Source organism: Roseateles sp. GW821-FHT02E12 (assembly GCF_059421665.1).
In genome coordinates this window covers 1,669,061-1,694,282 of record NZ_JBWKVK010000001.1, presented here as the reverse complement: position 1 = coordinate 1,694,282, position 25,222 = coordinate 1,669,061, and the positions used below count along the sequence as shown (strand labels likewise).

Below are 25,222 nucleotides of genomic sequence, written 5' to 3'. Positions count from 1 at the left end.
CTGGGCGGGAGCAGCAAAGGCGTCGGCCAGTGTTGCACAGCGTCGCGCTCAGGCCTTCAGGTAGGGTCTCAGCGCGGCCTGCGCGCCGTCCGCGATCTGCCGCCAGTGCTCGCGCCGTTGCCGGGCGCGAGCGCGGTGCTTGGCCTTGAGCTGGGCCAGCGGCGCGACGACGGCGGGCACCGGCACCTCCACGCCGTGCAGGCCGAGCGGCCGGCTGCCGAAGCCCTGCCAGAAGTCGTCGTAGGAGCGCCGGAAGCCGCTGGCGTAGCAGGGCTCGAAAGCGATCTGGCATTGATCGCGCACACCGACGATGCGCGTCTGGCCGACGGCGCGGGTCAGGGCGGTCAACGCGGCAAACACGAAGTAGGCGGGCGCGTTCTGCGGGAAGTCGGTGCGAAAGCTCGCCAGCGTGGGAGAGTCCGCCGGCAGCATGCCCTGGTTGCGCGTCGCGAACAGCACGGGGCCGTGGCCGGCGTCCGGGCCGAGGCGGCGGGCTTCGATCCAGGCAAAGGACAGCTCGTGCAGCGTCTCGCCGCGGTGGCGCAGCACGAGGCTGAGCGGGCCTTCGTGACGGGTCTGGGCATTCGCGCGCCATCGGATCTCGTGGCCGGCGGGGTGGCGCCACAGGCGCAGGCCGTCGCCATGCAGGGCCGGCAGCAGGTTGGGCGCGAAATGGGCCTGCTCGAAATGGAAGTGATCCAGCACGCAGGCCAGGCGCTCGGCGCTGTCGAAGCCGCGCGACAGGAAATGGCGGTGGCTGATGAAGAAAAACGCGTCGACCTGGGACGGTGCGGCCACCAGCCGCGCGAAGGCGGGAATGGTGAAGAGCCGGGCCAGTTCATTGCGTTCGCCCAGCATGCGGCCGGCGCCAAGCAGCACGCGCAGCCCGTCGGGCAGGCCCTGGGTGCAGGTCCGTTGCCAGGCATTGCCGGCAATGCGGCTCAGCAGCTGCATGCCGCTGGGTGGCAGGGAACTCGGCCAGTCTGGCGCGGTGGAGGGGGTCACGTCTCGAAGGGAAGCCGCCCGGGGCGGCTCGCATTGACAGCTTCGAGAAAGATTATCGACAGATTGTGGACATGAAAGCGCTGCCGGCCCCTCGATCCGAGGGCGGGAAGTCCCGGGCGTGACTTATGGCGCGGGGGTTACACGCGGGCGCGCCGCCAGCTCGCCACCACCGTGGCGATGCCACCCGCCACCACGCCCCAGAAGGCCGCGCCGATGCCGAAGATGCTGAGGCCGGACAGGCAGACGAGGAAGGTCAGGATGGCCGCGTCGCGGTGGCCCTCGTCCTTCAGCGCCGCGGCCATGGCGCCGGCGATGGTGCCGAGCAGGGCCAGGCCGGCAATCGCCGCGACGAGTTCGCGCGGGAAGGCAGACAACAGCATGGCCACGGCCCCGCCGGCCAGGCCGATGAGCACGTAGAACAGGCCCGCGGCGATGGCGGCCGTGTAGCGCCGCGCCGGGTCTTCATGCGCCTCGCGGCCCATGCAGATGGCTGCCGTGATGGCGGCGAGGTTGAAGGCATAGCCGCCGAAAGGCGCGAGCAGCGTTGTGGCCGCACCGGTCACGGCGATGCTGGCGGACACCGGCGTGGTGTAGCCGCTGGCGCGCTGGGCCGCAACGCCGGGCAGGTTCTGCGAGGCCATCGTGACGATGAACAGCGGCAGCGCCACGCCGATGGCGGCATGCCAGGTGAAGTGCGGCGCCGTCCAGACCGGCAGCGCGAAGACCTGGGACGTGTCGACGCCCAGGAAGCCGAGCCGGCCCTGGGCCAGGGTCACCGCGATGCCCGCGATCAGCACGCCGGGCACGGCGTAGCGCGGCCACAGGCGGCGGCCGGCCAGGTAGGCGGCGGCCATGGCAAGCACGAGTTCGGGCGCGGTCTTCACGCTCGTCACGGCGTCCAGGCCGAAGCGCGCCAGCACGCCGGCCAGCAGGGCCGAGGCGATGGCCACGGGGATGCGATCCATCAGACGCTCGAACCAGCCGCTGGCGCCGGCCCAGGCGATGAGCAGGCCGCAGACGATGAAGGCGCCGATGGCCTCGGGCATCTCCACGCCCGAGGTGGACGCGAGCAAGGCCGCGCCGGGCGTGGACCAGGCCGTCAGCACCGGCTGGCGCGTCCACAGGCTGAGCCCCAGGCTGGTCAGGCCCATGCCCAGGCCCAGCGCCCACAGCCAGGAGGCCGTCTGGGCCGGCGTGGCGCCCAGGGCGACCGTGGCCTGGAAGATGATGGCCACCGAGCTGGTGTAGCCCACCAGCACCGCCACGAAGCCGGCAACCACGGTGGACGGCGAAAAGTCTTGCAGCAAGCGTGTCATGCGGCCAGCATAGCCACCACCCCGACCTAGACCCGGCAGTTGACCGCTCTCTACTCATCGTCAGTCTCGGCCCATCAACGCCGCGCAAACTCGGCGCCGTTCACCACCTCGGTCAACAGCGCTGCACACCCGCTAGTCTGGCGCTGCGGTCCGCTGGCGGCGTTGCTCCTCCTTGTGGGCAACAGCCCACTGCGTCGTCGCGCCTTGCAAGCGACCCACCTCGCCAGCCCCTCGGGCGTGCCCAACTGCCGGATCTAGGTCCACCACGAAAGGCCCACGAATGTGCCGTTTCCTCGCCTACTCGGGCGACGCGATTTTTCTGGAGGATCTGGTCTGCAAGCCGCGCCATTCACTGGTGCGCCAGAGCCTGCAGGCCTCGGAGGCCAAGACGGTCACCAACGGCGACGGCTTCGGCATCGGCTGGTACGGCGAGCGTGAAATACCGGGCGTGTACCGCGAGGTGATGCCGGCCTGGAGCGACGAGAACCTCATGGCGCTGTGCGCCAATGTGCGCTCCCACCTCTTCATGGCCCATGTGCGGGCGGCGACAGGTGGCGGTGTCTCAAGGCAGAACTGTCACCCCTTCCACTTGGGGCCTTATCTCTTCATCCACAACGGCCAGATCGGCGACTTCTCGCGCCTGCGCCGCGGCATGGAGGCCCAGCTGTCCGATGAGCTCTACGACCTGAAGCGCGGCGCGACGGATTCGGAACTGCTTTTCCTGCTCATCATGGGGCGCGTGAAGGCCGGTGCAACGGTCGAGGCGGCGACGCGCCAGGTGCTGCTCGACACGGTGGACGAGATGGAGGCGCGCGGCATCACGACGCCGCTGCGCTTCTCGGCCGCACTGGCCGACGGCAAACAGCTCTGGGCTGTGCGCTGGGCCAGCGACGACAAGCCGCCCAGCCTCTATCTCAAGCCCCAGCCGGGCGGCTGGGCGATTGCGTCGGAGCCGTTGGGCGACGATGCCGAGGCTTGGCAGCCGCTGGCCAAGGGCGAGGTCGTGCATGTGCACGATGGGCGCATCGAGCGCCGGCTGCTCTGTGGCGGTTAAGGCCGCTTCCACCACAGCAGCAGCGCGCCCACGGCGAGCACCGCGACGCCGACGATGACCCCGGTCTTCACATAGACCAGGCTGGACCAGAACAGATAGGCGCTGCAGGCGCTGAACAGCAGCGGCAGCCACGGATACAGCGGCACGTGAAACGGTCGCGGCTGCTCGGGCTCGCGCCGACGCAGCACGATGAGGGCCAGGCCGCTGAGCGTCAGGAAGAACCAGTAGACCGGCGACAGATAGTCCACCATCGTCGTGAAGCCACCGCGCGTCAGGTCGCCGAGCAGCACCAGCAACAGGGCCACGGCGGAGGTCGCGACGACGGCGGCGGTGGGCGTGCCGCGGCGGGCGTTCCAGCGGGCGAGGTGCCACTCGGCGGCGAGGTCGCGCGCGGCGGCGTAGGTGGTGCGCGGGCCGGCGATCAGGATGGCGTTCATCACCGACAGCGCGGTCAGGCTCACCACGGCCACCATCAGCAACTCGGCCGCCGGCCCGAAGGCCAGCCGCATCAGCTCGGCCGCCGGCGCCTCGCTGCGCGCCAGGCCTGGCAGGCCCAGCACCCGCACGTAGGCCCAGTTGGCCAGCAGGTACAGGCCCATCACGAGGCCCAGGCCCAGCATCAGCGCGCGGGCGATGCCACGCTTGGGGTCGCGCATCTCGGCAGACAGCGTGGCCGCGTCGCTCCAGCCGCCGTAGGCCAGGAAGACGAAGACCATGGCCATGCCCCAGTCCGGCGTGGTGGTGGCCGCGCCCTGGGTGGCCGGCGGCAGGCCGGCCAGCTGCTGCGCGCCCGCGCCCAGGCCCAGCAGCAGCAGCCCCGCCAGCACCACGGCCATCAGGCCCAGCTGCGTGCCCAGGCCCACGCGCACGCCCAGCAGGTTCAGGCCGGTCAGCGCCACGATCAGCCCGGCCGCCAGCACCGCACTGGCATGCGTGCCCAGCCAGGGCTTCAGGTCCAGCACCTGGCCGAGGTAGTCGCCGAAGACGAAGCCCAGCAGCGCCATCGAGCCGGTGTGGATGACCGCGAAGCGCGACCAAGCGAACAGGAAGCCCAGCCGGTGCCCGAAGGCGCGGCGCAGGAAGTGGTAGTCGCCGCCGGCATCGGGGAAGGCCGCCGCCATCTCGGCGAAGCACAACGCACCGATGACCGACAGCAGGCCGCCGAAGGCCCAGGCCAGGTAGAGCTGGGCCGGGTCCACCAGCGCCTGGGCGACCAGGGGCGAGGTCTTGAAGATGCCGGCGCCCACCACCATGCCCACGCACAGCGACACGGCGTGCCGCACGTCGAGGCCACGCTCGGGCTGGGCGGGGGCGGCCAGGCTCAGATTTCGACCTTGCTGCCCAGCTCGACGATGCGGTTGGTGGGCAGGTGCAGGAAGTCGGCCGCGGCGGCCGCGTTGCGGTGCATGCTGGCGAAGAGCTTCTCGCGCCACAGCGCCATGCCCGAGCCGATGGTCGGGATGACGATGTCGCGGCTGAGGAAGTAGCTGGTCTCCATCTCGTCCAGCTGCACGCCGTGCTTCTTCAGCAGCTCCAGCGCCTCAGGCACGTCAGGCTCGTTCTTGAAGCCGAAGTGCAGGCCGACCTGCCAGCAGTGGTTGCCCAGGGCCTCGACGTCACAGCGCTTCTCGGCGGCGACCCAGGGCACCTCGTGATGCTTGACGGTGACGAAGACGTTCTGCTCGTGCAGCACCTTGTTGTGCTTGAGGTTGTGCAGCAGCGCGTTGGGCGTGGAGCCCTTCTCGGCCGACAGGAAGACGGCCGTGCCGGCCACACGCGTGGGCGGGTTGATGAAGACGGCCTCCAGGAAGGCATCCAGCTCGATGGCGTCCTCGCGCAGCTTGTCGGACAGCTGCTTGCGGCCCTGCTTCCAGGTCAGCATCAGCGTGAACATGCCAACGCCGATCAGCAGCGGGAACCAACCGCCCGCGGCCACCTTGAGCAGGTTGGACGCCAGGAAGGTCACGTCGATGACGAAGAAGATGCCGGTGGCGGCGATGCACAGCGCCAGCGGGTATTTCCAGCCGTAGCGGATGACGAAGAAGGTCATCACCGTCGTGATCGTCATGTCGATGGTGACGGCCACGCCATAGGCGCCGGCCAGCTTGGTCGACGAGCCGAAGAAGACGACGGCGACGATGACCAGGGCATACAGGCCCCAGTTGACGAAGGGCACGTAGATCTGGCCGATGTCGCGCACGCTGGTGTGCAGGATGCGCAGCCGCGGCAGGATGCCCAGCTGGATGGCCTGCTTGGTGACCGAGAAGGCCGCCGTGATGAGGGCCTGGGACGCGACGATGGCCGCGGCCGTGGCCAGCAGGAACAGCGGGATCTCGGCCCAGGCCGGCGCGAGCAGGAAGAACGGGTTCTTCACGCCGCTGGGGTTGTCCAGCAGCATGGCGCCCTGGCCGAAGTAGTTGATGACCAGGGCCGGCATGACGACGCCGTACCAGGCGATGCGGATGGGCTTCTTGCTGAAGTGGCCGAGGTCGGCGTAGAGGGCTTCGCCACCGGTCACGACGAGGACGACGGCGCCCAGGGCGACGAAGGCCACCCAGCGGTACTCCAGGCAGAAATGCAGCGCGTAGATCGGGTTGACGGCGGCCAGCACATGCGGGTTGTCAAGGATGTGCGGCAGGCCCAGCGCGGCCAGCACCACGAACCACAGCAGCATGACCGGCCCGAAGGCCTTGCCGATGCCGCCGGTGCCGAAGCGCTGCACGGCGAACAGGCCCGTCATGACGATCAGCGTCAGCGGCAGGATGGCGTCGTGCAGCTGCGGCTCGTAGACGTCGATGCCCTCAACGGCGCCCAGCACCGTCATGGCCGGCGTGATGACGGCGTCGCCGAAGAAGATGGCCGTGCCGAACAGGCCCACCAGCATCAGCGTGCGGCGCAGCGGCGGCTTGTCGTTCACGGCGTTGGTGGCCAGCGCCAGCATGGCGATGAGCCCGCCCTCGCCGTTGTTGTCGGCCCGCAGGATGAGCAGCACGTACTTGACCGAGACGATGACGGTCATCGTCCAGAAGAGCAGGGAGAGCACGCCGAGGATGTTGTCCGGCGTTGGGGCGACATGGCCGCCGTGGAAGACTTCTTTGAGGGCGTACAACGGGCTGGTACCGATGTCGCCGTAAACCACCCCGAGAGCACCGAGCGTGAGGCCCGCCATCGCCGAAGGGCTGCGAGCCGCTTGAGAAGAACTCACTGCGCGAAGACCACCGGCTTGGGGTGGCGTTTGTTCGAAAGTGGGGATTCTGCGCTCGCTTTTGGTGTTTTGTGCAGTGCAACAAAATCACGTAAGCGAGGCTTGACGCCTCAGGGACAGCAGCGTATTGCGCCGCTCAGGCGGCTTCGGCCTCCGCCTGAGGGTCGGTGGCCTCCAGCTCGTAGCTGGCCGCCAGCATCGCCAGACGCCCGATGACGCCGTACATGTAGAAGCGGTTGGGCGCGCTCGCGCCTGGCTTCTCGCCCGGGCGGGGCAGGTGCGGTGAGTCGGCAAAGGCCAGCGGCACGTAGCTGGCGCCGGGGGCGTTCAGGTTCTCATCGATGCCGCGGTGGGCGTGCACGCGGTAGAAGCCGCCGACGACGTAGCGGTCCATCGTGTAGACGACCGGCTCGGCCACGGCCTCGTGCACGCGCTCGTGCGTGGGCACGCCCTCCTGCACGATGACCTCCTGGCCCAGGTTCTCCGGCAGGCGGGAGGCCAGCGTCTCGATGTCCTTGGCGTCGCGCACCGTCAGCACGCCCTTGCCGTAGCTGCCCACGTCGCTCTTGATGATGACGAAGGGCTTCTCGTTGATGCCGTATTCCTTGTACTTGCGGCGCACCTTGGTGAGCTGGGCGTCGGCAGCCGTCTGCAGCGCATCCAGCCCCTTCTTGCCGTGCAGGTCGACGCTCTGGAACATCGGCGTGATCAGCCAGGGGTCCATGCCCAGCAGCTTGCCGAAGCGCTTGGCCACTTCCTCGTAGGCGCGGAAGTGCTGGCTCTTGCGCCGCACCGTCCAGCCGGCGTGCAGCGGCGGCAGCAGGTATTGCTCGTGCAGGCCCATCAGCTGCGGCGGCGTGCCGGCCGAGAGGTCGTTGTTGAGCAGGATGGTGCAGGGGTCGAAGCCCTTGAGCATCAGCCGGCCGCGCTTGCGCACCAGGGGCTCGATGGTGATGCTGCTGCCGTTGGCGATCGTGAGCTCGGTGGGCTCGGTGATGGCCGTGTCCAGCGTGCCGAAGCGAACGTTCAGGCCGGCCTGCGTGAAGATGCGCGCCAGCGTGGCGAGGTTGTCCAGGTAGAAGCTGCAGCGCGCGCCCGTCTCGGGGATGACGAGCAGGTTGCGCGCCTCGGGGCAGATTTTCTCGATGGCCGCCATGGCCGCCTGCACGGCCTGGGGCAGCATCTGCGGCGTGAGGTGGTTGAAGCCGCCGGGGAAGAGGTTGGTGTCGACGGGGGCGAGCTTGAAGCCGGCGTTGCGCAGGTCCACCGACGCGTAGAAGGTCGGCGTGTGCTCCATCCATTCGAGCCGGAACCAGCGCTCGGTCGCTGGCATCGATTCCAGGATGCGAGCCTCCAGCTCGTTGATGGGCCCGTTCAGGGCGGTGATCAGATGGGGAACCATGGCCGAATGATCTCAAACTCGCAAAGGGCAGGTCACGTGGGGCCGGCCGGCCGGTTCACAAGACGCCTTGCGCGCAAACGGTGCGCCCGCGCCCGGCGTGCTTGGCCCGGTAGAGCTCGTCGTCGGCGCGCTTGATGGCCGTGGCCAGCGCCTCGCCCGGCTGCACCCGCACGGCGCCGGCGCTGAAATCGACCACGAAGCCCAGGCTGGTCTCGCAGCGCCGCGTCAGCGCCATGTGCAGGCGCGAGTCCAGGCGCCGGAAGGCCTCGGGCTCGCAGTGGCGCAGCAGCAGGCAGAACTCCTCGCCGCCATAGCGGCCAACCAGGTCGCTGGCGCGCAGCTCGCCGCGCAGCACCTCGCCGGTGAGCTTGAGCACCTCGTCGCCGGCCGGGTGGCCGCGTTCGTCGTTGATGCGCTTGAAGTGATCCAGGTCCAGCATCAGCAGCACGGCAGCGGTGTCCGCGTTGGCGCTGATCCCCAGCGCCTGGCCGGCGCGGTTCATCCACTCGCGGCGGTTCAGCAGGCCGGTCAGCATGTCCAGCGACGCCAGCCGCACCAGCGCCTGCTCGGCCGCGTCGCGGTGCGCCAGCAGAAAGCCCATGGTGCCCAGCACCAGGCTGGCGTTGAGCAGCATCATCGAGCTGAAGTTGAGCGCGTTGGGCGCCAGGAAGCGCGGGTAGATCTCCGGCCAGCCCAGCACCAGGCAGCCGCGGGCCAGAGTCAGCACGCCATTGGCCAGGGCCGCCACGCCGCACAGCCAACGCCAGCGCACCTGGCCCACGCCCCGCAACAGCAGCACGCTCGCCCAGATGACCTGGGCACCGATGGTCAGGTTGGTCAGGCCGGTCGCCACGCCCAGGTCGCTGAAGACGGCGGCATGCACGCCGCCCAGCGCGAGCGGCACGGCCCACAACCAGCGGCTCGGCACCGCCAGCCCGAGGAAGCGGCAGACCGTCAGCACCATGGCGGAGGCCGACCCGCTCAGCGCCATGACGCCCAGCGTCGCCAGCAGGCGCGGCGCGCCGAACGTCGCGCCGATCAGCAGGCCGAACCCGATCGCCTGGCCGAGCAGCATGAACTGCCAGGCCTGCAGGCCGCTGCGGGTGCGGATACCGACGCCGACGACCAGCGCCAGGCTCATCAGCAGCGCATTGACCAGCACCGCCACAAGCAGGGTGATCACATCCATGGCGCGGCAGCATAACGGCCGGTCAGCGCGCCAAAAAGAAAAGCCGCCCCGGAGGGCGGCTCGGTGTGAACAAGGGCCGGCGCGGGGCCAGCCCTCGAGATCACTTGTGGTACGCGGTCTCGCCGTGCGACGAGATGTCCAGACCTTCGCGTTCTTCCTCTTCGGTCACGCGCAGGCCGATGGTCAGGTCGACCAGCTTGTAGGCGATCAGCGAGACGACACCCGACCAGACGATGGTGATGCCGACGGCCTTGGCCTGGATCAGGAACTGCGCGCCGATGGAGAAGTCTGCGGGCGTGATCATGGTCGCCGTGACCCAGTCACCCATGGCGCTGGGGCCACCCAGGTTGGGCGAGGCGAACACGCCGGTCAGCAGCGCGCCGACGATACCGCCGACACCGTGCACGCCGAAGACGTCCAGCGAGTCGTCCGCACCCAGCAGCTTCTTCAGGCCCGACACACCCCACAGGCAGGCGAAGCCGGCGACGATGCCGATGACGAGACCGCCACCGATACCGACGTTGCCGGCGGCCGGCGTGATGGCGACGAGGCCGGCGACGGCACCCGAGGCAGCACCCAGCATCGAGGCCTTGCCCTTCAGCAGCGCTTCACCCACGCACCAGGCCAGCACGGCGGCAGCCGTGGCAGCGAAGGTGTTGATGAAGGCCAGAGCTGCGAAGCCGTTGGCTTCCAGTGCGGAGCCGGCGTTGAAGCCGAACCAGCCCACCCACAGCAGCGAGGCACCGACCATGGTCAGCGTCAGGCTGTGCGGCGTGAACTGCTCCTTGCCGTAGCCGACGCGCTTGCCGATCATGAAGGCACCCACCAGGCCCGCAACGGCGGCGTTGATGTGCACCACCGTGCCGCCAGCGAAGTCCAGCGCACCCATCTGCCAGATGTAGCCGGCCTTGGCGTTCATCGCGTCAGCCACTTCCTTGGCGGAGTAGGCGTCCGGGCCCATCCAGAACCAGACCATGTGGGCGATCGGCAGGTAGCTGAACGTGAACCACAGTGTCAGGAAGGCCAGGGCCGCCGAGAACTTGATGCGTTCGGCGAAGGCGCCAATGATCAGGCAGGCGGTGATGCCGGCGAAGGTGGCCTGGAAGGCGGCGAACACCATCTCATACATCGGCACACCCTTGCTGAAGGTGCCGCCGGTGGCGAAGGTGCCTGCCACGTTGTCCCAGATGCCTTTCATGAAGAGGCGATCCGTGCCACCGATGAAAGCATTGCCCTCGGTGAACGCGAAGCTGTAACCGTACAGCACCCACAGCACGACGATCAGCGAGAAGCCGACCATGACCTGCATCAGCACCGACAGCATGTTCTTGCTGCGCACCAGGCCACCGTAGAACAGCGCCAGGCCAGGCACCGTCATCATGATGACGAGCAGCGTGGACAACAGCATCCAGGCGGTGTCGCCCTTGTTGGGCACGGCGGCCGGAGCCGAGGCCGCATCGGCCGGGGCGGAGGCCGCGGCGGCAGGAGCGGCATCGGCCGTGGAAGCGGCGGGCGCGGCGGCGGTGGCTACGGCGGCGGCGGGCGCCGAGGCGGCCGGGTCCTGAGCCCAGGCGGCTGGCGCCAGCAGGCCGGCGGCAAGCGCGAGGCCGGCAAGGAGTTTCTTCATTTGAGGTTTCTCCAAACGGTTGTTATGGACGCGCGCTTCAGAGCGCGTCGTTGCCGGTTTCGCCGGTGCGGATGCGAACGACCTGATCCAGCGGCGACACGAAAATCTTGCCGTCACCGATCTTGCCGGTGCGGGCGGAGGACTCGATGGCCTCGATGACGCGCTCGACGACGTCGTCGTTCACTGCCGCCTCGATCTTGACCTTGGGCAGGAAGTCCACGACGTATTCGGCGCCACGGTACAACTCGGTGTGGCCCTTCTGGCGGCCGAAGCCCTTGACTTCGGTGACCGTCAGCCCTTGAACGCCAATGGCGCTCAGGGCCTCACGCACCTCGTCGAGCTTGAACGGCTTGATGACGGCAGTGATCAGTTTCATGTCGAACTCCAGTGCTTCTTAGAAGGTCTTCTTCAGGCCGACGACCAGCATCGTCTTGCCCATGAACTTGCCGTTGGCCGGGCTGGCATAGGCCGTCTTGTTGGCGTCCGTGCCGATGACGCCGCCGCTCACGACCAGGCCGGAGAAGTCCTTGGCCAGCGTCAGCGAGTAGTCGGTGTAGGAAGCGGCGGAGTTGTGCTTGACGGTCTGGTGGCCGACGTGGGGCGACAGGGTCATGCCGTCACCGAGGTCGAAGTTGGCCGTCACGTCGAAATAGCTGCTGCCCTTGCTGTCGGCAAAGCCGAACAGGTTGGTGGTGCCGTGCGAGTACTTGGCCGTCACCGGGCCGTAGGTCAGCGCGCCGTAGATCTCCAGCGTGTTGGCACTGGGGTTGAGCTTGTTGCTCGGGTACAGGTACTGCAGCACGCCGACGTCCAGCGTCAGGCCCGGGGAGATCTCGGTCTTGTAGCCGCCGTAGACGTCGATCTCGACTTCGGAGTCGCCACCGGCGTCCTTGATCCACTTGATCGTCGAAGCCCAGGTACCGACGTAGAAGCCGTTCGGCGCCGCGTAGTCGATGCCGCCTTGCAGTGCCGGCTTCAGGCGCGATTGGGAGATGCCGCGGTAGCGGTATTCGCTGACGACGCCGACGTTGAACGACAGCGGGTCGGCCGGTGCCGGTTCATCGGCAGCGAAAGCCGGCAGCGCCGCGGACAGTGCCAAAGCGAGCAGCGAAGGGGACAACTTCATGGCGGAGCTCCTATTTCAAGTTGGGGGGAAAGCAGTCCGGCAGGTATTTGCAGCTTCCGTGCCAAGCGTCACACGGTGGTCACTCGCACGAATCTGGGATGCAGATGCCCGCAAGTCGCACCAATGCACCAATTTGAATCAATTTTGTGCATAGAACCGCACCAACGATGTGCATTCGTCGGGTAATGCTCCCGGCCGACCTCGGCGGGGCCGGCGGCTAGACTGACCCGCCACCCCAGGGAGCCCTGAGTGCACAAGCTTCGTGCTGGCCACCCGGCCCTCTACCCTCCCGACCATTGACCCGCTGAATGAGCCTCGCCACCGTCCACAGCCGTGCCCTCGACGGCCTCGCCGCCGCGCAGGTCACGGTGGAAGTCCACCTCGCCAACGGCCTGCCGTCGTTCACGGTCGTGGGCCTGGCGGACACCGAGGTCAAGGAGGCCCGCGAGCGCGTGCGCGCGGCGCTGCAGAACAGCGGGCTTTCGTTTCCAACGAACAAGAGGATCACGGTCAACCTGGCCCCGGCCGACCTGCCCAAGGAAGGCGGGCGCTTCGATTTGCCCATGGCCCTGGGGCTGCTCGCCGCCAATGGCCAGATCGACGCGGCCAGGCTGGCCCGTTTCGAATGCGCGGGCGAGCTGTCGCTGGCGGGTGAACTGCGCGCGGTGCGCGGCGCACTCGCGATGGCACTGGCGCTGCGCCAGGACGGCAACCAGCGCGAGTTGCTGCTGCCTGAAGCCAGCGCGGCCGAGGCGGCACTCGTCGATGGCCTCGTGGTGCGCCAGGCCAGACATCTGCTCGATGTCGTGGCCGCGCTGCAGCCCGACGGCGAGGCCCTGCCCCGCGCAGCGGCCCTGCCACGTGAGCGCCAGGCCGGCCTGCCCGACCTGGCCGACATCAAGGGCCAGGCCGGCCCCAAGCGCGCGCTGGAGATCGCCGCGGCGGGCGGGCATTCACTGCTGATGGCGGGCCCACCGGGAACTGGCAAGTCCATGCTGGCCCAGCGCCTGGCCGGGCTGCTGCCGCCGCTGGATGACGAAGCCGCGCTGGAGTCCGCCGCCGTGCTCAGCCTGGCCGGCCAGTTCGACATTGCGCGCTGGGGGCAACGGCCCGTGCGCTCGCCTCATCACTCGGCGTCCAGCGTGGCGCTGGTGGGCGGGGGCTCGCCGCCGCGGCCGGGAGAAATCTCGTTGGCGCAGCACGGCGTGCTGTTCCTGGACGAACTTCCCGAGTTCCCGCGTGCCGCGCTGGAGGCCCTGCGCGAACCGCTGGAGACCGGCCGCATCCTCATCTCCCGCGCCGCGCGCCAGGCCGAGTTCCCCGCACGCTTCCAACTGGTTGCGGCGATGAACCCCTGCCCTTGCGGCCACCTCGGCAATCCGCTCAAGGCCTGCCGCTGCTCGCCCGACCAGGTGGCGCGCTACCAGGGCCGGCTCAGCGGCCCCTTCCTCGATCGGTTGGACTTGCTCATCGAAGTACCGGTGATCCCGCCGCGCGAGCTGCAGGATCTAGCGCCCGGCGAAAGCACAGCCGTGGTTGCCGCCCGAGTGGCTGCAGCGCGGGCGCGTGCCATTGCGCGGCAGGGCGTGTCGAACGCATTGCTGCAAGCCCAGGATCTGGCCGCCCACGCCGTGCTGGAGCCTGCGGCCAAGGCCTTGCTGGACCGCTCGGCGGAGAAGCTGGGCTGGTCTGCCCGCAGTTTTCACCGCGTGCTGCGCGTGGCGCGCACGGTGGCGGACCTGGCCGGCGCCGACCAGATCGCAGCGCCTCACGTGGCCGAAGCCATCCAACTGCGACGCGGCCTGCCCATGGCCTCTTAGCCATGCAAGTCCATCAAGTCATCGTCTACAAATACGGCTTCCCGGCGGACGAGATCTCGCCGGACATCAGCCCGTTCGTCGTGAAGTTGGAGACCTGGCTGAGGATGTCTGCCATCCCCTACGAAACCCGCACGGGGGCCAAGCAGAACATGCCGAAGGCCAAGCTGCCGGTGGCCGAAATCGATGGGGTCGTCGTGCCGGACTCGGACTTCATCATCGAGCACCTGCAGCAGCGCGACGACCGCGCGCTGAGCAATCAGGCGCTGACCCCGGTGCAGCAGGCTCAGGCCGCGGCCGTGGCTGCACTGGTCGAGGATCGGCTCTACTTCCTCTGCCTCTACCTGCGCTGGTGCGTGCCCAGCAATGTCGAGCTCTACAAGCCGCTGCTGCTGGACTACGCGCGCCGCAGCGTGCCGCGGTGGCAACGCCCGCTGGTGCCGCTGGTGGGGCCACTGGCCATCGCCCAGGCCCGCCGGCAGCTCGCCCGGCAAGCCTGGTACCAGGGCGTGGCACGGCATTCCTACGACGAGGTCGTGCAACTGGGGCTGAAGGCCTGCCAAGCGCTGGCGACGCTGCTGCAGCCGGGGCCCTACCTGTTCGGCACGGAACCCTGCGCCACCGACGCCACGGTCTTCGGCGCGATCCATGCGCTGGTCCGCCACCCCTTCGAGAGCCCGGTGAAGGACTTCGTGCGGGGTCAGCCCCATGTGCTGGCCTATCACGACCGCATCTGGCAGCGCTACTGGACGCCGCCCCTCATGGCCAGGTGAGCTGGCCGCGAGATCCAAGCCGAAGGCTCAGGAGCGCACGAAGCCGTTCTCGGTGAGGCGGACTTCGTCGCCGACACGCAGGCCGGGGTCAGCATTGCGTTCAAAGCGGCGCGTGCGGCCGTCGCGCTCCTGCACCTGGATGACCCAGACGTTGTAGGTCTTCTGGTTCTTCTCGATCTCGTTGCCGGCATAGCCGCCACCGACAGCACCGGCCACCGTGGCCAGCTTGCGGCCATTGCCGCCGCCCACCATGTTGCCCAGCAGGCCGCCAACCACGGCGCCGCCCACCGCGCCCACGCCGCTGGCCTTGCCGTGGCGGGATTCGGTGTGCACGTCGGTCACGCGGCCGCAGCTCTGGCACAAGGCCGGCTGGCTTTGCTCCACGACGGGCGCGGGGCGGGCCTCACGAACGGGGTCCGCGGCGGCCAGGCGCTGCGGCTGGCGCGTGTCCTGCGCGGCGGCCGGCTGCGCTGCTGCGGCAACCGGTTCGTTGCTGCCGCCCGAACGGCCCACCGCGTAGGCGCCACCCAGCAATGCCAGCACGACGGCAACGCCGGCGACGATCTGGGTGGACTTGACGGGAAGTGTGGGGGTCGACATGGAGACTCCGGTGTGTTTGAACGATGTTGAAAGGATGCCGCTACGCCGCGGCCTGCCCTGTAGGACAAGGCCGCTTCAGTTACATCTGGCCCGCCGCGATCGACGGGGCGTATCAGCCGAGCAACGGGGCCAGGGCCCGCCGGGCGTCGGCATCGCCCAGGCCGCAGCGCGCGGCCCAGTCGGCGAGTTGGTCGTCGCCGATGCGGCCGACGTTGAAATAGGCCGCGTCGGGGTGGGCCAGGTAGAAGCCGCTGACGCTGGCAGCCGGCGTCATGGCCATGCTGTCGGTCAGGCCCATGCCGATCTCCTCGGGTGCCAGCACGCGGAAGAGGTCGCGCTTGGACAGGTGATCCGGGCAGGCCGGATAGCCGGGCGCGGGGCGGACGCCGGCGTACTTCTCGGCGATGAGTTCGGCGTTGGACAAGCCCTCAGCCGCCGCATAGCCCCAGAACTCGCGGCGCACGCGCTCGTGCAGCCATTCGGCGGCGGCCTCGGCCAGGCGGTCGGCCAGGGCCTTGAGCATGATGGCCGAGTAGTCGTCGTGGGTGGCCAGGAAGTCGGCTTCCTTCTTGTCGACACCCAGGCCCGCGGTCACCGCGAACATGCCGACGTGGTCGCCACGCTCGGCCACGAAATCGGACAGGCAGCGGTTGGGCCGCTTCACACCCTCCACCACCGGACGCTCGCTCTGCATGCGCAGGCCGTGCCAGGTCATCAGCGGCGCGGCGCGGCTCTCGTCGGCATAGAGCGCGATGTCGTCCTCGTCCACGCGTGCGGCGGGGTAGAGCCCGAAGACGGCATGAGCCTGCAGCCAGCGGCCGTCGATGATCTTCTTCAGCATCGCCTGCGCGTCGGCAAACACCTTGCGCGCCTCGGCACCGACGACGGCGTCATCGAGGATGGCGGGATAAGGCCCGGCCAGGTCCCAGGTCTGGAAGTACGGCGCCCAGTCGATGTACCGCGCCAGCTCGGCCAGGTCGAGGTTCTTCAGCACGCGCCGGCCGATGAACTTCGGCGCGGGGGCGACGCGGCTCAGGTCCAGCACCGCCTTGTTGGCGCGGGCCTGCGCCAGCGTCACCAGCGGCGTCTGCTTCTTGTTGGCATGCAGTTGGCGGGTCTTCTCGATGTCGACCTTCAGCTCGGCGATGTAGGCCGCGGCGCGGTCGTCGCTGAGCAGCTCCGTGCACACGCCCACGGCGCGCGACGCATCGGGCACGTAGACGACCGGCCCCTCGTAGTGCGGCGAGATCTTGACGGCCGTGTGCACGCGGCTGGTCGTCGCGCCGCCGATCAGCAGCGGCATGCGGCGCGAGGCGAAGTAGTCGTCGCGCTGCATCTCGGCCGCGACGTGCTGCATCTCCTCGAGGCTCGGCGTGATCAGGCCCGACAGGCCAATGATGTCCGCGCCCTCTTCCTTGGCTTTGCGAAGGATGTCCTGGGCCGGCACCATGACGCCCATGTTGACGACCTCGTAGTTGTTGCACTGCAAGACCACCGTGACGATGTTCTTGCCGATGTCGTGCACATCGCCCTTGACGGTGGCGATGACGATCTTGCCCTTGGGCTTGGCGTCGCCGCCGCCTTCGATCAGCAGGCGCTTTTCTTCCTCGATGTAGGGCAGCAGGTGGGCCACGGCCTGCTTCATCACGCGGGCGCTCTTCACCACCTGCGGCAGGAACATCTTGCCCTGGCCGAACAGGTCGCCGACGACGTTCATGCCGGCCATCAGCGGGCCTTCGATGACGTGCAGCGGGCGGCCGCCGCCCGCGGAGATGGCAACCCAGGCCTCCTCGGTGTCCTCGGTGATGAAGTCGGTGATGCCGTGCACCAGCGCGTGCGACAGCCGCTGGTTCACGTCGCCCGCGCGCCAGGCCAGGCGGGCGGAGTCGTCCTTGCCGGCGCTCTTGGCGCGGTCGGCGATCTCGATCAAACGCTCACCGGCATCAGCCCGGCGGTTCAGCACCACGTCTTCCACGCGCTCGCGCAGCTCGGCGTCGAGGTCGTCGTACACGCCCACCATGCCGGCGTTGACGATGCCCATGTCCATGCCCGCCTGGATGGCGTGGTACAGGAACACGGTGTGGATGGCCTCGCGCACCGGCTCGTTGCCGCGGAAGCTGAAGGACACGTTGCTCACACCGCCCGACACCTTGGCGCCGGGCAGGTTCTGCTTGATCCAGCGCGTGGCCTCGATGAAGTCCACGGCGTAGTTGTCGTGCTCCTCGATGCCCGTGGCGATGGCGAAGATGTTGGGGTCGAAGATGATGTCCTCGGGCGGGAAATCCACCTCGTCCACGAGGAAGCGGTAGGCCCGCTCGCAGATCTCCTTCTTGCGCGCGAAGGTGTCGGCCTGGCCTTTCTCATCGAAGGCCATCACGACCGCGGCCGCGCCGAAGCGCTTCACCAGCTTGGCCTGGCGCTTGAACTCGGCCTCGCCTTCCTTCAGCGAGATGGAGTTGACGATGCCCTTGCCCTGGATGCACTTCAGGCCGGCCTCGATGACGCTCCACTTGGACGAGTCGATCATGATCGGCACACGGGCGATCTCGGGCTCGCCGGCGATCAGGTTCAGGAAGCGCACCATGGCCGCCTGGCTGTCCAGCATGGCCTCGTCCATGTTGATGTCGATGACCTGCGCGCCGTTCTCCACCTGCTGGCGCGCCACGGCCAGCGCCTGCTCGAACTGGCCCGCGAGGATCATGCGGGCGAAGGCCTTGGAGCCGGTGACGTTGGTGCGCTCGCCGATGTTGACGAACAGGCTGCTGGAGTCGATGGCAACAGGTTCCAGGCCGGAGAGCTTGAGCGCGGGAGGCGAAGGGGGGGTGGTCATCGATGGCATCTCAGGCGGAAGATCGATGAGCGCCGTTTCAGAAATCCGAGCCTGGCAGGCAAGAAAACCCGTCGCAGCGCTCCTCGGATGGGCGGGAATTCTACGCAGCCGCCCCTTCGCCGTAGCTCAAGAACGGCTCGCTTAAGCCGAAGGCCCATGAGAATGCCCTGATCCATGGCCTCTGAACTCATCCCTCTGCCCACCCGCACGCTGCGGCTGGGCATGACACTGCCCTACGACCTCTTCGACGCCAGCGGCAAGCTGCTGTTCGCGCGCGGCCAGGTGCTGCGCGACTCCCCACTGGTGCGCAGCCTCGTCGACGGCGGCGCCTGGGTGAACTCCGCCGACACGATGGAATACCAGCGCGCGCTGGCCCACCGGCTGGACACCATGGTCATGCAGGACGTGCCGCTGTCCGACATCGCCAAGGCCGACGGCGCCTTCCGGCTGGACTCGCTGGTGCCGGCCAAGGTGGAACAAGGCCCGCGCGAGGCCTGGTCTGACCTGCTGCTGCACACCCACGGCCTGCTGCGCGAGGCCGATCCGGTGGACTTCACCGGCCGCCTCGTTACCCTGCGCGACGCCGCGCTGAAGCGCCTGCACGCCCACCCCGACGCAACGCTGATGCTGCTGGTGTTCGAGAGCAGCCAGGAGTTCGGCGACTACAGCGCCCGCCACGCGCTGCTGACGCTGCTGCTGGCCGACCTCGTCGCCCAACAACTGCAGCTGCCGCCCGCGCTGCGCGAGGCCCTGCAGGGCGCCGCGCTGACGATGAACTACGGCGCCGGCGCCGCGCATGATCGCCTGGCCAACCAGGTCGACACCGCCACACCCGCGCAGCGCCAGGCCCTGGCCGCCCATGGCGACCGTGCGGCGGCCAAGCTCGCCCAGGTCGGCGTCACCGACGAGGCCTGGCTGACGGCCGTGCGCCTTCACCACGAAGCCGGGCCCGGCCCGCTGGCAAGCCGCGGCGACGGCGAGCGGCTGGCACGCCTGCTGCGCCGCATCGACCTCTTCGGTGCGCGCCTGTCGCCCCGCCGCAGCCGCCAGGCCCTGAGCGGTGCCGCCGCGGCGCGCGCCGTCTTTCTCGACGAACACCAGCAGCCCGACGAAGCCGGCGCGGCCCTCATCAAGACCGTCGGCCTCTACCCGCCGGGCAGCATCGTGCGGCTGGCCAACGGCGAGATCGGCATCGTCTTCAAGCGTGGCTTCAGCGCCAACGAGCCGCTGGTGGCCGCGCTGATCGGCAAGAGCGGCAGCCCCTTGAGCAACCCCGTGCCGCGCGACACGCGGCTGGCCTCGCAGGCCATCGCGGCCAGCCTGGCGCCGGCGGAGCTGAAGCTGCGTGTGAACCTGGAAGCGCTGCTCAAGCTCTGAGCGCGCCCTGACGTCACCCAGCAAGAGCGGCCCACGGGCCGCTCTTTTCATTCGGCACTTGCGTTTGCCGAACTGTGCATATATTCTGTGTATACACATTATGCACAGCAGTCTTTTCATCTCCCAGACGGACGCCCGGCCGATGTATCTGCAGATCGTCGAGCAGATCCGCCAGCGCGTCGCCGCCGGGGACTGGCCGGCCGGGCAGGAGCTGCCGTCCATCCGGGCGTTGGCGGCGGACCTGCGGGTCAGCGTCATCACCGTGAAGCGCGCCTACCTGGACCTGGAATCCGAAGGCGTCATCGTCACCCGCCACGGCAAAGGCTCCTTCGTGGCCGACGCGCAAGGCCTGGCCAAGGACATGCGCCTGGCCCAGCTCGACACCCACCTCGCCGCCGCCAGCGAGATCGCTCGCTCCCTCGTCATGCCTGAACCCGAACTCATCGAACGACTGCGCAGCGCGCTGCAACACCAGGAGGCCGACCAATGAGCGCCAAGGCCATTGAAATGAACGGCGTGCGCAAGGCGTTCCGCTTCTTCACGCTGGAAGACGTGTCCCTCGACCTCGAGCACGGCCAGATCATGGGCCTCGTCGGCCCCAACGGCGCCGGCAAGAGCACCACCATCCGGCTGCTGATGGGCATGCTGACGGCCGACGCCGGCAGCATCCGCCTGCTGGGCCACGACATCCCTCGCAGCCAGGCCGCCGCCAAGGCCGACGTGGGCTTCGTCAGCGACGACATGAAGCTGCTGCCGCAGGCCACGCTGGCCTGGCACATGGACTTCGTCGCGTCCATCTACCCAAGCTGGGACGCGGCCTATGCCGCCACGCTGTTGAAGCGCTTCGGCCTGCACGCGGGGCAGATGGCCAAGAGCCTGTCCACCGGCGAGCAGGCCAAGGCCCTGCTGCTGCTGGCCCTGGCGCGGCGCCCTCGCCTGCTGGTGCTGGACGAGCCCACGTCGGGGATGGACCCGGTCGCCCGGCAAGAGCTGCTGACCGAGTTCATGGACGTGCTGCGCGACGACAGCCGCTCCATCCTGTTCTCGTCCCACAACACGGTGGACGTGGAGCGCATCTCCGACCGCATCACCTTCATCGACCGCGGCCGCGTCGTCGCGTCGAACAACAAGGAAGACTTCCTCGAACGCTGGCGCACGCTGCGGCTGCGGTTGCCGGAGGGCGCACCCGATTGGCCTGCCTCGCACTGGCCGGAGATCGTCCACCGCGACATCGACGGCCCCAACATCACGCTGACGGTCGACGGTTTCAGCGAAGACTTCGTCGCCCGCCTCGGCGCGCCGGTGCAGGACGTTTACCGCATGAGCCTGGAGGAGGTGTTCGTCGCCACCGTCATGCACAGCAGGGAGGCACGGCCATGAACCTGCTCACACGCAAGCTCATCGCCAAGGAGCTCTATGTCTACCGCTGGCTGCTGGTCGGCGCCACCGCCGCGGGCTTCGCGGGCCTGTTGAGCGCGACCTCCGGCGACGTGGGCTTCAACATCGGCTTCATCGTCTGGCTGACCGCTGTCATCGCGCTCGGCGTGATGCTCGCGCTGTTCGGCGTCGCCCAGGAACGCAAGGAGCGCTCGCTGCTCTTCATGCTCAGCCTGCCGCTGTCGCCCGGCGACTACGTGCGCGCCAAGCTGCTGGGCCTGCTCGCCTGCTTCCTGCTGCCGTGGGCCGCACTCAGCGGCGGCGCGCTGGCGCTCATCCTCGTCATGCCTGGCATCGCGGACGGCCTGCTGCCCTATGCCGTGCTGCTGTGCGTCTTCCTGCTGCTGAACTTTGCGCTGGTGCTGTGCGGTGCGCTGCACATCGCCTCCGAGGCTGCCATGGGCGGGTTGATCATCCTCACGAACATGTCGGTCTCGCTCTTCATGATGGGCGTGGGCCGCATTCCCGAGGTGGGGCAGTACATGCTCGCCGCCACCCCAGTCTGGAACGCCGCGTTCTGGCTGCTCCTCGCCGCGGAACTGGCCGCGACGCTTCTTGCCCTGTCCCTGCCCCTGCTCATCGCCGCGCGGCGGCGCGATTTCATCTAGGAGCGCTCATGACTTCCCAACCCAACGGCGAGAGGCTGCACGCCCTCGACGCAGTGCGGAGCTTTGCCCTTTTGCTGGGCGTTGCCTTCCACGCGATGCTGTCCTTCATCCCCGGCATGCCGCCCGGCCTGTGGGCGATGAACGACAACTCGCCGAGCGCCTTCCTGGCCGACGCGAGCTTCGTGGCGCACAGCTTCCGCATGACGCTGTTCTTCTTCATCGCGGGCTACTTCGCGCGGCTGCTGCACCAGAAGCACGGCACTGCCGGCTTCTGGGCCAACCGCGGCAAGCGCATCGCCGTGCCGCTGGTGGTGGGCTGGCTGCTGCTCTTCCCGGCCATCATCTTCGTGTGGGGGCTGGGCATGCAGAAAGTGTTCAACGGCGCGCCGCCCGCGCCGCCGGAAATGCCCAAGACCTTCGGCGCGCTGCCGCTGTTCCACCTCTGGTTCCTGTACCAGTTGCTGTGGCTGTACGCCGGCGCGCTGGTGGTGCGCGCGGCAATAGCCGCGCTGGACCGGGGCCAGGTGCTGCGCGGCCTGGTGGACCGCGTCGTGACCGGCGCCCTGCGCTGGCCCGCCGGTGCGCTGGTGCTGGGCCTGCCACTGGCGGCGAGCTTGCTGTCGCTGCCGATGTGGATGCCCTGGGCCGGCATCCCCACGCCGGATCAGTCGCTCATCCCGCAGCTGCCCGCCACGGTGGGTTTCGGCACGGCCTTCGCCTTCGGCTGGCTGGTGCATCGCGCACCGGGTGCGCTGGCGGCGCTGCGTGCACGCTGGCTGCCGCATCTGGCGCTGGCCGTGGCGTCGTCGGCCGTCTGCCTGGTCGTGCTGAAGACCCAGCCCATCTTCGGCATGCCCGACCAACCCAAACTGATCTTCGCGCTGGCCTTCGTCGCCTCCGCCTGGGCCTGGAGCTTCGCGGTCACCGGCGCGGCGCTGCGCTTCCTGTCGGGCCACAGCGCCGTGCGCCGCTACGTCTCGGATGCGTCCTACTGGATCTACCTCGCCCACCTGCCGCTGGTGTGCGCGCTGCAGGTCTGGGTGGGCGACTGGCCACTGCACTGGGGCGTGAAGTTCCCCTTCGTCGTGCTGGCCAGCCTGGCGATCCTGCTGCTGAGCTATCACTACCTCGTGCGCTCCACCGTCATCGGCAAGGTCCTCAACGGCAAGGCCTACCCGCGCCATGCCGTGGCGGCCAGCGTCGAGGAGCCGGCGACCGATGACGTCGTCGCCTCGCTGTGCGGCGTGTCCAAGCGCTACGGCAAGCTGGAGGCGCTGAGCAGCGTTGACCTGCAGTTGAAGCGCGGCGAACTGCTCGCGCTGCTGGGCCCCAACGGTGCCGGCAAGTCCACCGCCATCTCGCTGTGGCTGGGCCTGCACGACGCGGACGCCGGCATCGTGAAGCTGCTCGGCGGCTCGCCGCAGGAGATCGCGCGACGGCAAGGCCTGGGCGTCATGATGCAGGACGTCGAGCTCCCCAAGGACTTGAAGGTCCATGAGCTGGTCGCCCTGTCGGCCAGCTACTACGCACATCCGCTGAGCGTGAAGGACACGCTGGCGCGCGCCGGCATCACGGCGCTGGCGAGCCGGTCCTACGGCAAGCTCTCCGGCGGCCAGAAGCGGCAGGTGCAGTTCGCCATCGCCATCTGCGGGCGGCCCAAGGTGCTGTTCCTGGACGAACCCACCGTCGGCCTCGACATCCAGGCCCGCGAGGTCATGTGGGCCAACATCCGCGCGCTGCTGCGCGAGGGCTGCTCCATCCTGCTGACGACGCACTACCTCGAGGAGGCCGAGGCACTGGCGACGCGCGTGGCGGTGCTCGGCAAGGGCCGCGTCATCGCCTCCGGCAGCGTGGACGAGATGCGTGCGCTGGTGTCGCGCCGCCACATCCGCTGCGAGACCGCCTTGGTGCCGGGCGATGTGCGCCAGTGGCCGGGCGTGGTGGACGTGTCCTGCGACCACGACCAGCTCGCCATCGTCGCCACCGATGCCGAAGGCGTCGTGCGCCGCCTGCTCGCCGCCGACCCCCAGCTCTCGCGCCTGGAAGTCCGCCAGGCGGGGCTCAACGATGCATTCAACGCCCTCACACAGGAGGCCGCATGACCACTCTTGCCCACTCCCTGGACCTCCCGGCGCCGAAGCGCGCGGCGTCTCCCTACGCGGTCGAGATCCGTCTCGAACTCCTGCGCCTGCTGCGCCAGCCGGCCTTCGCGCTGCCGATGTTCGTGCTGCCGGTGGCTCTGTATCTGCTGTTCGCCTTCGCGGTGGCCGGCGAGATGACGGCCAAGGACCCCGACGCCGCCCGCTTCATGTTTGCCGGCTTCTCGCTGATGGCCGTGACCATGGCCGCCGTGTTCGCCACCTGCCCGTCCATCGCCATGGAGCGCGAGCTGGGCCTGCTGACCCTCAAGCGCGCCCAACCCGCGCCGCCCGGCGCCTGGCTGACGGCCAAGATCGTGGCCGGCGTCGTGACGGGCCTGATCGCCTACCTGCCCATCCTCGTCGTCACGGCCGTCAGCGGCCAGGCCATGTTGAGCGCCGGCCAGCTCGCCGCCATGAGCGCCGTGCTCGTGGCCGGCGCCATCCCGTTCTGCGCACTGGGGCTGATGGTGGGCGCGCTGGCCAGCGGCACCGCCGCGCCGGCCTACGCCCACCTGCTGTATCTGCCGGGGCTCTACCTGTCGGGCGTGTTCTTCCCGCTGCCCAAGTCCATGTACTTCCAGGCCCCGTTCTGGCCGCAGTTCCACCTCAACCAGCTCGTCTTCGCCGCGGGCGACGTGACCAAGTTCCGCTACATCGGGCCGGAGATGGCCTTCGCCGTGCTGCTGGGCTTCACGGTGCTGTGCAGCGGCATTGCGATGCATCGCCTGAAGCGGCGCGGCTGACTTCGCCCAACGCTCACCGCAGCAAAAGGGCGGCCCGCAGGCCGCCCGATGACTGTCACAAGAACCCGATCAACGCTGGGCCGAACCGCTGGCCGAGGCGTCCAGCGCCACCGAGCGGTCGGCGCGCGAGGCCTTGGCGGAGGCGCTGCCCGAGGCCTGGCCATTGCGGCCGGCCGCCTGGGCGGTGGCGCCACTGGTCAGGCCCTTGTTGCTGGCCGTCGCCGGAGCAGCGGGGGTGGCCGGCGTGGTGGTAGTGGTGGGCGTTGCGGCAGCGACTGGCGTGGCAGGTGCCGTCGCGGTCGGCGTGGCGGGAGCGGCGGGCGCTGCGGGGGTGGCCGGCGCGGTGGCGGCGGGCGTGGTGCCCTGGTTCAACGCACCGTTCAGCGCGCCGCTGCCCTGGCCGGCCAGGTTGCCGTTGATGCCGTTGGCCGTGCCGCTCAAGGCGCCGGTCACGCTGCCGTCTGCGCTGCCCGAGCCGCTGGCGGCTGTGGAGCCGACCTGGTCCTTCAGGCCCTGGCCCGTGGTCTTCACGTTGCCCACCGTGTCGCCAGCCGTGGACTTCACATCGACCAGCTTGCCGGTGGCGGTGGTCTTCACGTCATCGACCTTGCCTTGCACGGCGGTCTTGGCATCGCCGGCCTTGTCGGTCACGCCTTGCTTGACGTCGCCGACCTGGCCCTTGGTCTTGTCGACCGTGCCCTTCAGCAGCGAGCCGTCGGCGTTGGCCGAACCGTTGGCGTTGCCGTTGGCTGCGCCGGTGACGTTGAGCGAGCGGGGCGACAGCGCGCCGGTCAGGCCGCCGGTGAGGCCACCCCCGGCACCACCGCCGAGCAGGCCGGCGGCGTGGGCGTTGGCAGCGATGAGGCCGGCAGCGATGGCGACGGCGCTGAGGGTGGTGCGGACGGTGCGACGGGTTGCAAACATGATGGATCTCCGGGATGGTTGTTTCGGAAGAGCCAGCCATTCCGGCCC

The 25,222-nt window shown here is 69.0% G+C and carries 21 protein-coding genes and 1 riboswitch; of the genes, 9 read left to right on the top strand and 12 right to left on the bottom strand.

Annotation, left to right across the window (positions count from 1 at the left end; all coding sequences use genetic code 11):
- Positions 1 to 48: 48 nt before the first annotated feature.
- Both AC07V5_RS08130 and AC07V5_RS08125 read right to left on the bottom strand, forming a co-directional pair.
- The gene (locus AC07V5_RS08130) at positions 49 to 1,005 is read right to left on the bottom strand and encodes a DUF535 family protein (protein ID WP_495115135.1); all 957 of its coding nucleotides are present in this window, start codon (positions 1,003 to 1,005) and stop codon (positions 49 to 51) included.
- Positions 1,006 to 1,142: 137 nt separating this feature from the next.
- Complete coding sequence (locus tag AC07V5_RS08125) at positions 1,143 to 2,321, bottom strand: benzoate/H(+) symporter BenE family transporter (RefSeq protein WP_495115134.1); 1,179 nt, start codon at positions 2,319 to 2,321, stop codon at positions 1,143 to 1,145.
- A gap of 280 nt (positions 2,322 to 2,601) precedes the next feature.
- Between AC07V5_RS08125 and AC07V5_RS08120 the strand changes: the two genes are divergently transcribed.
- On the top strand, positions 2,602 to 3,375 hold the full coding sequence (locus AC07V5_RS08120) for a class II glutamine amidotransferase (protein WP_495115133.1): 774 nt from the start codon (positions 2,602 to 2,604) through the stop codon (positions 3,373 to 3,375).
- Here AC07V5_RS08120 and AC07V5_RS08115 read toward each other — a convergent pair.
- The 7 genes from AC07V5_RS08115 to AC07V5_RS08085 form a co-directional block, all read right to left on the bottom strand.
- Entirely contained in the window at positions 3,372 to 4,658 is a 1,287-nt protein-coding gene (locus AC07V5_RS08115; RefSeq protein ID WP_495115132.1) for an APC family permease, read from the bottom strand. The genes AC07V5_RS08120 and AC07V5_RS08115 overlap by 4 nt on opposite strands.
- Positions 4,659 to 4,696: 38 nt before the next feature.
- Positions 4,697 to 6,544 carry a potassium transporter Kup gene (locus AC07V5_RS08110; protein ID WP_495115131.1) on the bottom strand — a complete coding sequence of 616 codons (1,848 nt, stop codon included), beginning with the start codon at positions 6,542 to 6,544 and terminating at the stop codon, positions 4,697 to 4,699.
- Positions 6,545 to 6,716: 172 nt separating this feature from the next.
- Positions 6,717 to 7,982, bottom strand: coding sequence for a glutamate--cysteine ligase (gene gshA, locus AC07V5_RS08105; RefSeq protein ID WP_495115130.1), 1,266 nt, complete (start codon positions 7,980 to 7,982; stop codon positions 6,717 to 6,719).
- A gap of 55 nt (positions 7,983 to 8,037) precedes the next feature.
- Complete coding sequence (locus AC07V5_RS08100) at positions 8,038 to 9,171, bottom strand: GGDEF domain-containing protein (protein WP_495115129.1); 1,134 nt, start codon at positions 9,169 to 9,171, stop codon at positions 8,038 to 8,040.
- Between the two features lie 100 nt (positions 9,172 to 9,271).
- On the bottom strand, positions 9,272 to 10,798 hold the full coding sequence (amt, locus tag AC07V5_RS08095) for an ammonium transporter (protein WP_495115128.1): 1,527 nt from the start codon (positions 10,796 to 10,798) through the stop codon (positions 9,272 to 9,274).
- Positions 10,799 to 10,835: 37 nt separating this feature from the next.
- Positions 10,836 to 11,174, bottom strand: coding sequence for a P-II family nitrogen regulator (gene glnK / locus AC07V5_RS08090; protein WP_056192325.1), 339 nt, complete (start codon positions 11,172 to 11,174; stop codon positions 10,836 to 10,838).
- Positions 11,175 to 11,192: 18 nt separating this feature from the next.
- Positions 11,193 to 11,924: a TorF family putative porin gene (locus AC07V5_RS08085; RefSeq protein ID WP_495115127.1), complete on the bottom strand. Its 732-nt coding sequence runs from the start codon at positions 11,922 to 11,924 to the stop codon at positions 11,193 to 11,195.
- A 308-nt stretch (positions 11,925 to 12,232) separates the two neighbouring features.
- Here AC07V5_RS08085 and AC07V5_RS08080 point away from each other — a divergent pair, with 308 nt between their 5' ends.
- Together AC07V5_RS08080 and AC07V5_RS08075 are read left to right on the top strand one after the other, a co-directional pair.
- Positions 12,233 to 13,744 (top strand): YifB family Mg chelatase-like AAA ATPase, encoded by a 1,512-nt coding sequence (locus AC07V5_RS08080; protein ID WP_495115126.1) that lies wholly within the window; start codon positions 12,233 to 12,235, stop codon positions 13,742 to 13,744.
- 2 nt (positions 13,745 to 13,746) lie between these two features.
- Positions 13,747 to 14,514: a glutathione S-transferase C-terminal domain-containing protein gene (locus AC07V5_RS08075; protein WP_495115125.1), complete on the top strand. Its 768-nt coding sequence runs from the start codon at positions 13,747 to 13,749 to the stop codon at positions 14,512 to 14,514.
- A gap of 27 nt (positions 14,515 to 14,541) precedes the next feature.
- Here the strand turns inward: AC07V5_RS08075 and AC07V5_RS08070 are convergent, their stop codons facing one another.
- A complete protein-coding gene (locus AC07V5_RS08070; protein WP_495115124.1) occupies positions 14,542 to 15,114 on the bottom strand; it encodes a glycine zipper 2TM domain-containing protein in 573 nt (190 codons plus the stop codon).
- Positions 15,115 to 15,226: 112 nt separating this feature from the next.
- Positions 15,227 to 17,944 (bottom strand): methionine synthase, encoded by a 2,718-nt coding sequence (gene metH, locus AC07V5_RS08065; RefSeq protein WP_495115123.1) that lies wholly within the window; start codon positions 17,942 to 17,944, stop codon positions 15,227 to 15,229.
- Positions 17,945 to 17,964: 20 nt separating this feature from the next.
- A riboswitch (S-adenosyl-L-homocysteine riboswitch) is annotated at positions 17,965 to 18,035 on the bottom strand.
- A gap of 83 nt (positions 18,036 to 18,118) precedes the next feature.
- On the opposite strand from metH, the gene AC07V5_RS08060 reads away from it, so the two are divergent.
- The 6 genes from AC07V5_RS08060 to AC07V5_RS08035 all read left to right on the top strand — a co-directional run bounded on the left by AC07V5_RS08060 (position 18,119) and on the right by AC07V5_RS08035 (position 24,250).
- The gene (locus AC07V5_RS08060; RefSeq protein ID WP_495115122.1) at positions 18,119 to 19,321 is read left to right on the top strand and encodes an HD-GYP domain-containing protein; all 1,203 of its coding nucleotides are present in this window, start codon (positions 18,119 to 18,121) and stop codon (positions 19,319 to 19,321) included.
- 142 nt (positions 19,322 to 19,463) lie between these two features.
- Entirely contained in the window at positions 19,464 to 19,811 is a 348-nt protein-coding gene (locus AC07V5_RS08055) for a GntR family transcriptional regulator (RefSeq protein ID WP_495115121.1), read from the top strand.
- The gene (locus AC07V5_RS08050; protein WP_495115120.1) at positions 19,808 to 20,701 is read left to right on the top strand and encodes an ABC transporter ATP-binding protein; all 894 of its coding nucleotides are present in this window, start codon (positions 19,808 to 19,810) and stop codon (positions 20,699 to 20,701) included. Before AC07V5_RS08055 ends, AC07V5_RS08050 begins: the two co-directional genes overlap by 4 nt.
- The gene (locus AC07V5_RS08045; protein ID WP_495115119.1) at positions 20,698 to 21,366 is read left to right on the top strand and encodes a hypothetical protein; all 669 of its coding nucleotides are present in this window, start codon (positions 20,698 to 20,700) and stop codon (positions 21,364 to 21,366) included. Before AC07V5_RS08050 ends, AC07V5_RS08045 begins: the two co-directional genes overlap by 4 nt.
- An 8-nt stretch (positions 21,367 to 21,374) precedes the next feature.
- Positions 21,375 to 23,468 (top strand): ATP-binding cassette domain-containing protein, encoded by a 2,094-nt coding sequence (locus AC07V5_RS08040; RefSeq protein WP_495115118.1) that lies wholly within the window; start codon positions 21,375 to 21,377, stop codon positions 23,466 to 23,468.
- Positions 23,465 to 24,250, top strand: coding sequence for an ABC transporter permease (locus tag AC07V5_RS08035; RefSeq protein WP_495115117.1), 786 nt, complete (start codon positions 23,465 to 23,467; stop codon positions 24,248 to 24,250). Before AC07V5_RS08040 ends, AC07V5_RS08035 begins: the two co-directional genes overlap by 4 nt.
- Before the next feature lie 69 nt (positions 24,251 to 24,319).
- On the opposite strand, the gene AC07V5_RS08030 is transcribed toward AC07V5_RS08035, so the two are convergent.
- A complete protein-coding gene (locus AC07V5_RS08030) occupies positions 24,320 to 25,174 on the bottom strand; it encodes a hypothetical protein (RefSeq protein WP_495115116.1) in 855 nt (284 codons plus the stop codon).
- Between the last annotated feature and the right edge of the window lie 48 nt (positions 25,175 to 25,222).